The 12,663-nt window shown below is 59.1% G+C and carries 10 protein-coding genes and 2 pseudogenes; 7 read left to right on the top strand and 5 right to left on the bottom strand.

The window, feature by feature from the left end; genetic code table 11:
* The first annotated feature begins 164 nt into the window (after nt 1-164).
* Together JCM25156_RS27660 and fdxA are read left to right on the top strand one after the other, a co-directional pair.
* Nucleotides 165-461, top strand: a complete 297-nt coding sequence (locus JCM25156_RS27660) for an RNA-binding S4 domain-containing protein (protein WP_084296434.1) — start codon at nt 165-167, stop codon at nt 459-461.
* Nucleotides 462-650: 189 nt separating this feature from the next.
* A complete protein-coding gene (gene fdxA / locus JCM25156_RS04040) occupies nt 651-983 on the top strand; it encodes a ferredoxin FdxA (RefSeq protein ID WP_010507641.1) in 333 nt (110 codons plus the stop codon).
* Nucleotides 984-1,101: 118 nt separating this feature from the next.
* Here fdxA and cyoD read toward each other — a convergent pair whose 3' ends face one another.
* The 5 genes from cyoD to JCM25156_RS04015 all read right to left on the bottom strand — a co-directional run bounded on the left by cyoD (nt 1,102) and on the right by JCM25156_RS04015 (nt 6,394).
* Nucleotides 1,102-1,431, bottom strand: coding sequence for a cytochrome o ubiquinol oxidase subunit IV (gene cyoD, locus JCM25156_RS04035; RefSeq protein ID WP_025812222.1), 330 nt, complete (start codon nt 1,429-1,431; stop codon nt 1,102-1,104).
* Nucleotides 1,431-2,036, bottom strand: a complete 606-nt coding sequence (cyoC, locus tag JCM25156_RS04030; RefSeq protein ID WP_025812221.1) for a cytochrome o ubiquinol oxidase subunit III — start codon at nt 2,034-2,036, stop codon at nt 1,431-1,433. The genes cyoD and cyoC overlap by 1 nt, the downstream gene beginning before the upstream one ends.
* Nucleotides 2,036-4,030: a cytochrome o ubiquinol oxidase subunit I gene (gene cyoB, locus JCM25156_RS04025; RefSeq protein WP_025812220.1), complete on the bottom strand. Its 1,995-nt coding sequence runs from the start codon at nt 4,028-4,030 to the stop codon at nt 2,036-2,038. Before cyoB ends, cyoC begins: the two co-directional genes overlap by 1 nt.
* 5 nt (nt 4,031-4,035) lie before the next feature.
* Nucleotides 4,036-4,962 carry a ubiquinol oxidase subunit II gene (gene cyoA / locus JCM25156_RS04020; protein ID WP_025812219.1) on the bottom strand — a complete coding sequence of 309 codons (927 nt, stop codon included), beginning with the start codon at nt 4,960-4,962 and terminating at the stop codon, nt 4,036-4,038.
* Between the two features lie 652 nt (nt 4,963-5,614).
* Nucleotides 5,615-6,394, bottom strand: coding sequence for a Bax inhibitor-1/YccA family protein (locus JCM25156_RS04015; RefSeq protein ID WP_025812218.1), 780 nt, complete (start codon nt 6,392-6,394; stop codon nt 5,615-5,617).
* Nucleotides 6,395-6,668: 274 nt separating this feature from the next.
* On the opposite strand from JCM25156_RS04015, the gene thpR reads away from it, so the two are divergent.
* From thpR to JCM25156_RS03990, 5 genes and pseudogenes are all read left to right on the top strand, one after another.
* Nucleotides 6,669-7,136, top strand: coding sequence for an RNA 2',3'-cyclic phosphodiesterase (gene thpR / locus JCM25156_RS21380; protein WP_242402464.1), 468 nt, complete (start codon nt 6,669-6,671; stop codon nt 7,134-7,136).
* Between the two features lie 465 nt (nt 7,137-7,601).
* Nucleotides 7,602-9,818, top strand: a pseudogene (locus tag JCM25156_RS21375) (PQQ-dependent dehydrogenase, methanol/ethanol family).
* A 51-nt stretch (nt 9,819-9,869) separates the two neighbouring features.
* A pseudogene (locus JCM25156_RS21370) lies at nt 9,870-11,274 on the top strand (c-type cytochrome).
* 215 nt (nt 11,275-11,489) lie between these two features.
* Nucleotides 11,490-12,194 (top strand): NAD-dependent deacylase, encoded by a 705-nt coding sequence (locus JCM25156_RS03995; protein ID WP_025812217.1) that lies wholly within the window; start codon nt 11,490-11,492, stop codon nt 12,192-12,194.
* A gap of 9 nt (nt 12,195-12,203) precedes the next feature.
* Nucleotides 12,204-12,663, top strand: a 460-nt coding sequence (locus JCM25156_RS03990) for a uracil-DNA glycosylase family protein (RefSeq protein WP_025812216.1), incomplete at its 3' end; no start/stop codon positions are given.

Genomic DNA, 12,663 nt, shown 5'->3' with positions numbered 1-12,663 from the left:
GCGTTTCCAGCCCGGAACCGCGCCCGACAGGAAGGGAAAACCGCAGCCCCCCGAAAAACGCAAGGCAGGCGGACGACCGGCGCTGAAGGGGGGCATGCGTCCGTCCCGCCGGGCCGACAGCCCGTTTGCCGCCCTCGCCACCCTGCTCAACCGCCCGTGACCGCATGCAACAGTCTTCCGCCCCACCTTCCCCCGCCCAGCGCCTGGATCTGTGGCTGCTTCACGCCCGCTTCGGTCGCAGCCGGAGCGCCTGCGCGCAGATGGCGACAGGCGGGCAGGTCCGCATCAACCGCCAGCGCGTGACCAAGGCGCATGCCCAGGTGCGTAGCGGCGATATCCTGACCCTGCCCGCCCCGGACAGAAAAACAGTGATAGTCATTCGCATTATTAGTTGCGCGGAACGGCGGCAATCAGCCCCCCTTGCACGGCTTCTGTATGAAATTATTCCAGAATCCACGTGAATATTGTGGCTGCAATGCAGATGCTGGGCATGATTATGCTTTAGCTGCCGTCTTGGGCTTGCCACAACCGGAAAACACTCTCATATCTTCCGCCATTCCTGATGAGGTCATGCCCGATGTGGCGCCTCGTCCCTTCCCATGGCCGGGCCTATTGCCGCAGGCCGAACAAATAATGATCGGAGATAGGCGATGACCTATGTGGTCACCGAAAACTGCATTCGCTGCAAATTCACGGATTGTGTCGAAGTCTGCCCGGTTGACTGCTTCTACGCCGGTGAGAACTTTCTCGTAATCAATCCGGACGAATGCATTGACTGCGGCGTGTGCGAACCGGAATGCCCGGCTGAGGCCATCTTCCCCGATAGTGACGACCGCGCCACCCCCTGGGCCGAACTGAACGCCAAATACGCCGCGGTGTGGCCCAACATCACGCGCAAGATCGACGCCCCGGCCGATGCCGAGGAATGGAAAGACAAGCCCAACAAGAAAGAGCTTCTTTCCCCCGAACCCCAGAAAGGCTGATCCCCGCCTTTTCCACAGGTTCCCATAAAAAAGACCGGTGCGATTTCTCGCACCGGTCTTTTTTTATGCCGTCAGGACCGGAGGGCGATCAAGCCTCCAGCCCCCACCACAATGCCGCTTAGCGCGACATCATGTTGATGGACGTGTCATGCATGATGAAGACCGTGCCGCCCACCAGGACGATAACGGACAACACCGTGAAGACAAATGCCATGACGTTCCAGCGCTGAGCGGACGAGCCGTTCATGTGCAGGAAGTAAACCAGATGAACAACGATCTGAATGACCGCCAGCAGGGCAATCGCCCCGGCGGTGCCGGAAGGTGACATCGCATGCGACATCACGATCCCGAACGCCGCGACCGTCAGGATAACGGCAAGTACGAACCCGGTAAGGTAAGACCCTACACTCCCGTGGCTCTCTCCTGTGGAGGATACATGGTCTGCCATCAGATCACACTCATCAGATAGACAAAGGTGAAGACACAGATCCAGACGATGTCCAGAAAGTGCCAGAACAGGCTGAGGCAGGTCAGCTTACCGATCATGCGCTCGTTCAGCTCGGTCTTGCCCGCCGTCTGGAACAGCAGGACCGCCATCCACAGCAGGCCGCAGGTCACATGCAGACCATGCGTACCCACAAGCGTGAAGAAGGAGGACAGGAACGCACTGCGATCCGGGCCGTTGCCTTCAGCAATCATGTGGGAGAACTCACGGATTTCCATGAAAAGGAAGCCCAGCCCCAGCAGGAAGGTCACCCCGAGCCAGGTCCGCATGGTGCTGACCTTGTTGTCGTGGGCGGCGATCATGCCGAAACCATAGGTGATGGAGCTCAGCAGCAGGATGGCGGTTTCAATGCCAACACCGGAAAGCTCGAACACTTCGTGGCCGGTCGGACCGCCGGCGAACTGGTTGCGCATCACCGCGAACACTGCGAACAGCGAACCGAAGATGACGCAGTCCGTCATCAGATACAGCCAGAACCCGAACACCACAGGAGATTCGTGGTGTTCGTCGTGGTCGTGGACTGCATCAGCAGTAATGTTTTGCGCCATTATTCCGCTGCCTGTGCTGCCATAAGGTTACGGGAGTGCTCCTGTTCGATACGAACAATCTCGGAGACCGGCACATAGTAGTCGACATCGTTGTTGGCGGAACGGGCGATCACCGTAGCGATGATACCGATCAGACCAACAGCGGCCAGCCACCAGATATACCAGATCGCACCGAAGCCAAGCACGAAGCTGAAGGCACCAATCACGAAGCCGCACGCCGTGTTCTTAGGCATGTGGATCGGCTTGTAGTCGCCACCAACCTTGCGGGTATCGATACCGGCTTCCTTGTCATGAGCAAAGGCATCCAGCTCATGCACGGTCGGCACGATGGCAAAGTTGTAGAACGGCGGCGGCGAAGAGGTGGACCATTCCAGCGTACGAGCGTTCCACGGATCGCCCGTCAGGTCACGGTTTTCAGCCAGGTTACGGTCACGGACGGACACGTAGATCTGCGTGAGCTGGCAGACAACACCAAGCGCGATGAGCGCGGCGCCGAATGCGGAGATCAGCAGCCAGGGATGCCATTCCGGATTGTCGTAGTGGTTCATGCGGCGGGTCATGCCTTCGAAACCGACAACGTAGATCGGCATAAAGGCAAAGTAGAAGCCAACCAGCCAGAACCAGAACGCCCGCTTGCCCCAGGCTTCGTTCATCTTGAAGCCGAACGCCTTCGGGAACCAGAAGTTCATGGCGGCGACGTAACCGAAATACACACCACCGATAATCACGTTATGGAAGTGAGCGATAACGAACAGGCTGTTGTGCAGAACGAAGTCAGCAGCCGGGATCGCCAGCATCACACCGGTCATACCACCGATGGAGAAGGTGATCATGAAGCCGATCACCCAGTACATGGTCGCGTGGAATTCGACACGCCCCTTGTACATCGTGAACAGCCAGTTGAAGATTTTCACCCCGGTCGGAACCGCGATGATCATCGTCATGATACCGAAGAACGTGTTCACGTTCGGGCCGGCACCCATGGTGAAGAAGTGGTGAGCCCACACGAGCAGCGACAGGACCATGATGGAAGCGGTCGCGTAGACCATGGTCTTGTAGCCGAACAGCGGCTTGCGGGAGAAGGTCTGCGTGATTTCGGAGAAGGCACCGAAAGCGGGCAGAACGAGAATGTACACTTCCGGATGGCCCCAGCCCCAGATCAGGCTCAGATAGAGCATCTGGTTGCCGCCACCATCATTGGTGAAGAAGTGCATGCCAAGGTAACGGTCCAGGCCCAGCAGCCCCAGGGCCACGGTCAGGATCGGGAAGACGGCCATGATCAGCACGGTCGTGCAGAAGATGGTCCAGGTGAAAACCGGCATGCGCATGTAGTTCATGCCCGGCGCGCGCATCTTCACGATGGTGGTGAAGAAGTTCACACCCGTCAGCAGCGTGCCCACACCGGACAGCTGAACCGCCCAGATATAGTAGTCAACACCGACGCCGGGGCTGAACTGCTGCTCGGACAGGGGCGGATACGCCAGCCAGCCGCACTGCGAGAACTCACCGATGAACAGGGAGACGTTGACCAGCACGAAGCTGACGGTCGTCATCCAGAAGCTCAGCGTGTTCACGAACGGGAAGGCCACGTCGCGTGCACCGATCTGCAGCGGCACCACGATGTTCATCAGACCCTGCATGAACGCCATGGCCATGAAGAAGATCATGATGGTGCCGTGGGCGGAGAAGATCTGGTCATAGTGATGCGGCGGCAGGTAGCCGGGGTTACCGGCATAGGCCAGCGCAAGCTGGGAGCGCATCATGATCGCGTCCGCGAAACCGCGGAACAGCGCCACGAGGGCCACAACGATATACATGACACCAATGCGCTTGTGGTCGACCGAGGTCAGCCATTCACGCCACAGGTAGCCCCATTTACCGTAATAGGTGATGAGACCGACAACGGCCAGGCCAGCAATGGCAGCACCGATGAAAGTCCCGACAAGGATCGGCACATCATAAGGAATGGCCGACAAAGTTAATTTGCCTAACATCTGTCCTATTCCTTCATGTTCATGTCGGACATCGCGGACTGCTGCACGTGCAGCATCTTTCCGGTGCTCTTATCCATGATCATGCCGTCGTTGTACTTGGCAACGATCTCATCAAAGAGACCCGCGTCGACATGCGAGAAGTATTCAACCGGGTTGGCCTCGCTCGGCGCGGCCAGCTTCGGATAGCTTGCGCTGTCCAGCTGCTCGGAAGAAGCCTTAACCTTCTCGACCCACGCGCTGTACTGGTCCGCCGGCATGGCCAGCGCACGGAAACGCATGTCGGAGAAGCCACGGCCGCTGAAGTTGGACGATTCACCCTGGAAATCACCCGGTTCATTGGCGATCAGGTGCAGCTGTGTCTGCATCCCGGCCATGGCGTAGATCATCGTTCCGAGCTGCGGGATGAAGAAGGAGTTCATCACGGAGTCAGAGGTGATCCGGAAATCGACCGGCGTATTCACCGGCATGGCAAGCTGGTTGACCGTTGCGATCCCTTCATCCGGATAGACAAAGAGCCACTTCCAGTCCAGCGCCACAACATCGACATGAATTGGCTTGACGTTGGCTTCAGCCTCGAGAGGCTTGTACGGATCAAGCGAATGACACGTCTGATAGGTCAGCACCGCCAGGAACAGAATGATCAGGCTGGGGATGGCCCAGATAACCACTTCGATCTTGTTGGAATGCGACCATTTCGGCAGGTATTCGGCCGATGTATTGGACTGACGGTACTGCCATGCGAACAGCAGCGTCAGGATACATACCGGCACCACGACCAGCAGCATCACGAACAATGCCGTCAGGATCAGGTTTTTTTCCTGAAGACCGATTATGCCCTTGGGGTCGAGCGTATCCCATGTGCAGCCTGCTAACAGCACTGCTGAGGATAAGCTCATCAACTTCGTTAATCTTGGCAAGATTTTTTTCTTCATCTCACGCCTCGTTGGTTTCGACATCACCCTGTTTTGCTCACATCCTCGCTTCATCCACGGGCTTAGACAACAACGGCCACGCTATACGCCCCACAGGAAAAATGCACCTGGCCTTTCCCCTGCATCCAGCGACATCGCGCCACGTCGACTCCCAAAAATGACAACCGTCATTTTCAGTTTGCATCCGTCATGAGTTAGTTGCCGACCGGCTGACCATGATTTTGATCAATACGGCCCGCCAGACCTTACGTAATCATTACTGTCAGGGCAGATCGGACCATAAATCGCGATGCCGTCCTGTGTTCTGAAGCGCATGCTCTGTGCCGCTTACCCTTTCATATAGTTTTTCTATTCAAGGGTTATCCGACCTGAACGGCCCTATAGGCAAGCCTTCACATAATATTTCAGAACATTACATAGCCGCTGATTTATCGTCAAAAAACGCGGTTTTACAAGGCATTGCTTAACTGTCATGAACCTCACACTCCCGTCATCATATAATTTCATTGTGTAAATAAGTCTTATCTATTTTGACGGATCGCTCACAAAATCAGTCTTTTCATGCAAAAAGGGCCGTCGCTTTCGCGACGGCCCTCCGTATTCCCAAAATCAGACCTTTCAGGTCCGGGTTTTGCAGGACTCCTGTCCCACCTCAGTCATTGCTGCTGTTCCGCACACCCATGAACTGAAGCAGAAACTGGAACAGGTTGATAAAGTTAAGGTACAGGTTCAGCGCATCATAAACCGACCGCTTCGCCGCCTGGTCAGGCCCTTCGTAATAGGCGAACTGCTGGTAGGTCGCCTTGATCCGCTGGGTGTCGAACATGGTCAGGCCGACGAACAGCAGCACGCCAACCGCGCTGTAGACGAAATACAGCCCCGGGCTGGCGAGGAACATGTTCACCACGCCCGCGATGACAAGACCGAACAGCCCCATCATGAAGAAGGAGCCGAAGCGGCTGAGGTCGGTACGAGTCGTGTAACCCCATATCGACATGGTGCAGAACGTCGCCGCCGTGATGAAGAACACCCGTGTGACGGAAACGCCGGTGAACACCATGAAGATGTTGGACAGGCTCGCGCCCATCACGCCGCAGAAGAGCCAGAACAGCGTCTGGACCGCCTGCGTGGACAACCGGTTCACGCCAAAGGACATCACCATGACAAAGCCCAGCGGCGCGATCATGGCGAGCATGGCAAGACCGGTGGGCCGGATCGCCACCATACCCGAGGGGGCGACGACATGCTGGAAGAACAGCGCCTGAAGGCCGGTATTGGCGATCAGGTACGCAACCAGCCCGGTCAGCACCAGTCCCGATGCCATCCAGTTATAGACTCGCAGCATATAGGCGCGCAGCCCCATATCGACGGAGCCTGCGGCATTCTCTGCGGCGGGGCTGACGAAGCTCCGCGAATCAGGGCCAAAAGCCATTGTTTTTCCTTCCTGCACGCCCTTGACTGACGTGCCTCTCCCTGAATGTGGGAACATGCTAGAACACGTTCAAGAACCTCAGCGTGTCCAACACATTACAATACGGCAACATGCCCGGCATGTGCGGCGTGGGATATATATACTGTACGCGCCATGTTGCGACCCATGCCGCCCGCTCTTTTATTCACAGGTACTTCATGCGTCTTTTTGTCGGTCTGGAATTTCCGCCCTCCCTGCAGCGCGTGCTGGTGAACTCAGGGGAAGCCTGCCTGATGTGGCCTGGTACCCGCCGGAGTCCTACCACCTCACGCTGCATTTCATCGGGGAGGTCACCCAGCGGCCGGTGATGGAGGATATTCACCATGCCCTGGCGGCGATTCACACTCCCCACCCCCACCTGCGACTGACCGCACCCGGCCTGTTCGAGTCCGAAACGCATTACGGGCCGGACACATTATGGATTGGCCTCGCCACCGATCCCGCGCTGACGCAACTGCAGCACAGGATCCGCGCGACCCTGAACCGGCTCCTGCCAGCCACGGCCAGACGCGGGCGGCGCTTCGTGCCGCATGTGACGCTCGGACAGTCGCAACGCACCGACCCCGACCAGCGGCAGCGCTGGCTCGCAACCACCCTTCCCGCATCGGAGGGCGAGACCGTGGGGCACTTCACCCTGTTCCAGTCCCTGCGAGGCGCGGATGGCCCCTGCTACGAACCACTGGAGCACTATCCCCTGCCCTGATTCCCTCGCGTCGCGTACCGTTACGCGTAGGGGGACATCGGGTTCCATCAGGCCCCCTATTTATATATTTGTTGAATAATAAAAATATATTTCGTGCCGTTCATTGTGAACTGCTTCGACAGCAAACGCGGACCAGACGCCTTAATTATTGTTTAATATCAGTTAGATAAATGAAATCTTCCAGATTTTCAGATTATCCGTTTCATTGCTTATCTGACAACATATTCACGTTTTAGTGATCTCGAACACTAAAATGTCAGGAGACGGCGGTGCCAGCCTCAGTATGTTCGGATGAAACGGACTACCTGCTTTTTCTTCTGCTAAATCGCCGGTTTCCTGTCTGGGTGAAGATGGAGACGCGCCATGCGTTTCCAGCCAGTTACGGACAGGAAACCGGCCCCGGCAAAAAGTTGCGGCGGCGGCGTCCTGAATTCGAAACCGTTAGTTTTTCTGAGGACATCACATATGATTTCTGCCGTTTTCGGAAAAAGACGTTCTCTGAGCAGAACGCTTACAGCCGGAACGATATGTGCGGCTCTCATCTCGGGCTATGCCACCATGGCATCGGCGGATGATGGGCAGGGCGCCACGGGGGAAGCGATCATCCATGCTGATGATCATCCCGGTGACTGGCTTACCTATGGCCGTACCTATTCTGAACAGCGCTACAGCCCGCTGGACCAGATCAATCGTTCCAATGTCGGAAACCTGAAGCTGGCCTGGTATCTGGATCTCGATACCAATCGTGGCAGGAAGGCACGCCGCTGGTTGTTGATGGCGTCATGTACGCCACCACCAACTGGAGCATGATGAAAGCCGTGGACGCCGCGACCGGCAAGCTGCTGTGGTCGTACGACCCGCGCGTGCCCGGCAACATCGCGGACAAGGGCTGCTGTGACACGGTCAACCGTGGCGCGGCCTACTGGAATGGCAAGGTCTATTTCGGCACGTTCGATGGCCGCCTGATCGCCCTGGACGCCAAGACCGGCAAGCTGGTCTGGAGCGTCAACACCATCCCGCCCGAAGCGGAGCTGGGCAAGCAGCGCTCCTATACGGTTGATGGCGCGCCGCGCATCGCCAAGGGCCGCGTGATCATCGGCAACGGTGGTTCCGAGTTCGGCGCGCGTGGCTTCGTCACGGCGTTCGATGCCGAAACCGGCAAGGTCGACTGGCGCTTCTTCACGGTTCCGAACCCCAAGAACGAACCGGACCACGCCGCTTCCGACAGCGTGCTGATGAACAAGGCCTACCAGACCTGGAGCCCGACCGGCGCCTGGACCCGTCAGGGCGGCGGCGGCACGGTGTGGGATTCCATCGTGTACGACCCCGTGAGCGACCTGGTCTATCTGGGCGTGGGCAACGGTTCGCCGTGGAACTACAAGTACCGCTCCGAAGGCAAGGGCGACAACCTGTTCCTGGGCAGCATCGTCGCGCTGAAGCCGGAAACCGGCGAATACGTCTGGCATTTCCAGGAAACGCCGATGGACCAGTGGGACTTCACCTCTGTCCAGCAGATCATGACACTTGACCTGCCGATCAACGGTGAGACCCGCCACGTCATCGTTCATGCGCCGAAGAACGGCTTCTTCTACATCATCGATGCGAAGACCGGTGAGTTCATCTCGGGCAAGAACTACGTCTATGTGAACTGGGCCAGCGGCCTCGACCCGAAGACGGGCCGTCCGATCTACAACCCCGATGCGCTCTACACCTTACGGGCAAGGACTGGTACGGCATTCCGGGTGACCTTGGCGGCCATAACTTCGCGGCCATGGCGTTCAGCCCCAAGACCGGGCTCGTCTACATCCCGGCCCAGCAGGTTCCGTTCCTGTACACCAACCAGAAGGGTGGGTTCCTGCCGCATCCGGATAGCTGGAACCTGGGTCTGGACATGAACAAGGTCGGCATTCCCGACTCACCCGAAGCCAAGCAGGCCTTCGTGAAGGATCTGAAGGGCTATCTTCTGGCTTGGGATCCGCAGAAGCAGCAGGAAGCCTGGCGCGTGGACCACAAGGTCCGTGGAACGGCGGCATCCTGGCCACGGCTGGCGACCTATTGTTCCAGGGCCTGGCGAATGGCGAATTCCATGCCTATGACGCGACGAACGGGTCCGACCTGTTCCACTTCGTGGCGGATAGCGGCATTATCGCACCGCCCGTGACCTATCTTGCCAATGGCAAGCAGTATGTCGCGGTTGAAGTGGGCTGGGGCGGCATCTATCCGTTCTTCCTGGGTGGGCTTGCCCGCACCAGCGGCTGGACCGTCAACCATTCGCGCATCATTGCCTTCTCGCTCGACGGCAAGGCTGGCGAACTGCCCAAGCAGAACGACGCGGGCTTCCTCCCCGTCAAGCCGCCGGCACAGTTTGACGCCACCCGGACGGATAACGGCTACTTCCAGTTCGAGACGTATTGCGCCGCCTGCCATGGTGACAATGCCGAGGGTGGTGGCGTGCTGCCCGATCTGCGCTGGTCCGGCTCCATCCGCCACCAGGATGCGTTCTACAATGTTGTTGGCCGCGGCGCGTTGACCGCCTACGGCATGGATCGCTTCGACAGCAACATGAACCCGAACGAGATTGAGGATATCCGTCAGTTCCTGATCAAGCGTGCGAACGAGACCTATCAGAGGGAAGTTGATGCCCGGAAGAACGCCGCCGGTATTCCCGAGCAGCTGCCGTAATCCCGGTTTTGACAATTTTTCGCATCAACGCGACGCATGATGGTGAACATAATGATCAACAGGCTTAAGGTGACATTCAGCGCGGCAGCGTTTAGTCTGCTTGCTGGGACGCATTGGCGCAGACGCCAAATGCCGACTCCGCGCTAATCGAGAAGGGAGCGTATGTCGCGCGGCTGAGTGACTGCGTGGCGTGTCATACCGCTCTCCACGGTCAGGCCTATGCGGGCGGGCTTGAAATCAAGAGCCCGGTCGGCACGATTTACTCCACGAACATCACACCGGACCCGACCTACGGTATCGGGCGCTACACCTTCGAAGAATTCGACGAAGCCGTGCGCCATGGTGTCCGCAAGGACGGTGCCTCGCTGTATCCGGCGATGCCGTATCCGGCCTTCTCGCGCATGACGAAGGAAGACGTACAGGCCTTGTACGCCTACTTCATGCATGACGTGAAGCCGGTCGCGCAGCCGAACAAGCAGCCGGATATTTCCTGGCCGCTGTCCATGCGCTGGCCGCTGGGTGTGTGGCGCATGCTCTTCTCGCCCGCGCCCAAGGACTATACCCCCGCCCCCGGCACCGATGCGAGGTAGCGCGTGGTGAATACCTGGTGACCGGCCCCGGCCATTGCGGCATGTGCCATACCCCGCGTGGCTTCGCCATGCAGGAGAAGGCGCTGGATACGGCGGGTGGACCCGAGTTCCTGTCCGGTGGCGCACCGATCGACAACTGGGTCGCGCCGAGCCTGCGCAATGACCCGGTCGTGGGTCTGGGCCGCTGGAGCGAGGACGACATCTACCTGTTCCTGAAGTCCGGCCGCATCGACCATTCCGCCGTGTTCGGTGGCATGGGCGACGTGGTGGCATGGAGCACCCAGTACTTTACCGATGACGACCTGCACGCCGTCGCGAAGTATCTGAAGAGCCTGCCGCCGGTCCCGCCGTCACAGGGCAACTACACCTACGATCCGTCCACCGCGAACATGCTGGCTTCGGGTAACACCGCCAGCGTTCCGGGTGCTGATACGTATGTGAAGGAATGCGCCATCTGCCACCGTAACGATGGTGGTGGTGTCGCCCGCATGTTCCCGCCGCTGGCTGGCAACCCGGTTGTCTTGACCGAGAACCCGACCTCGCTGGTGAACGTGGTTGCGCATGGTGGCGTCCTGCCGCCGAGCAACTGGGCGCCGTCCGCGGTCGCCATGCCGGGCTACAGCAAGTCGCTGTCCGCCCAGCAGATTGCAGACGTGGTCAACTTCATCCGCACAAGCTGGGGCAACAAGGCGCCGGGCACCGTTACCGCCGCCGACGTGACCAAGCTGCGTGACACCGGGGCTCCGGTTTCCAGCTCGGGCTGGAACAGCACCAGCAGCGGCTGGTCCGTGTTCCTTCCGCAGCCTTATGGCGCGGGCTGGACCTTCGCACCGCAGACCCATACGGGTCAGGACGCCGCACAGTAAGGCGCATGGGTGGCTCCTCCGGGAGCCACCTTCTCCTGATCTCGACTACGGCAAACCGCCATGGAGAACATCCATGGCGGTTTTCTTATGGGCAGTCCCCATGCCCACGCCTATGGTAAGGGAGAGTTTCAGAAACGCGGCTGGAATGGACGACCCCAGACCGGGCAGCGGTGCTTTTGAAACACTCTCTTCGCCATATGGGGGAACGTAGAGGCATGCGGCGTATCGTGGTCCTGACCGGGGCCGGCATCAGTCAGGAATCCGGCCTGCAGACCTTTCGCGGGGCGGACGGGCTGTGGAACAACGAACACATCGAACACATCTGCACCCCAGAGGGATTCAGGCGTGATCCGCTGCGGGTGGACCGTTTCTATAACGACCTGCGCGCCAGATTGCCCGCCGTGCACCCCAACGCCGCCCATCTGGCCCTGGCGGCGCTGGAGCAGGCCGCGCGTAACGGCCAGTGGCCGGGGCATCTCACCATCATCACCCAGAATATAGATGATCTGCATGAACGCGCGGGCAGCCAGAATGTCATTCACATGCATGGCGAACTGCTGCGGTTACGTTGCACCCATTGCGGCATGACACCCACATGGCGAACCGACTGTTACCCTGATACGCCCTGCCCCGGCTGCCATACCCCCGCGCTACGCCCTGACATCGTATGGTTTGGGGAGATGCCCTACCATATGGACACCATTGCGCAACGGCTGGCGGAATGCGACCTGTTCGTCGCCATCGGCACCTCCGGCGTCGTTTATCCGGCGGCGGGATTTGTGGACAGCGTGGCCGACCATGCGGATACGATGCTGTTCAATCTGGAAGTGCCCTCCGGCCCGTCCGCCTTTGAGCAGATCATTCCTGGGCCCGCCACGCGCACGGTCCCCGCCTGGACCCGCGACCTGCTGGATCGGTAGGAGCACGCCATGGCCGAGACGCTCGAAGACCTGCTCAACGCTATCCGTGCGTGCCAGATCTGTACGGCGCATCTACCGCTGGGGCCACGCCCGGTCGTGCATGTTTCCCGCACCGCACGCCTGCTGATTGCAAGTCAGGCGCCCGGTACTCGCGTGCATGAAACCGGACAGTCCTTTAACGATGCCTCTGGCGACAGGCTGCGGGCATGGATGGGCATAGATCGGGCCACTTTTTACGATACGAGCCGCATTGCGCTGGTGCCCATGGGGCTGTGCTATCCCGGCCGTCTGCCACAGGGCGGTGACCGCCCGCCCCGCCTGGAATGCGCGCCGCAATGGCGTGAGCGGATCATGGCGCAGATGCCCGATATTGAACTGACCCTGGTGGTGGGGTCCTATGCCCAGAAACATATTCTTGGGCCGGGACAGGTGACCCGGCGCTGCCTTGATTTCCGGCATTACCTGCCGC

Source organism: Komagataeibacter kakiaceti JCM 25156 (assembly GCF_000613305.1).
This window is presented reverse-complemented; position numbering and strand designations above follow the sequence as displayed.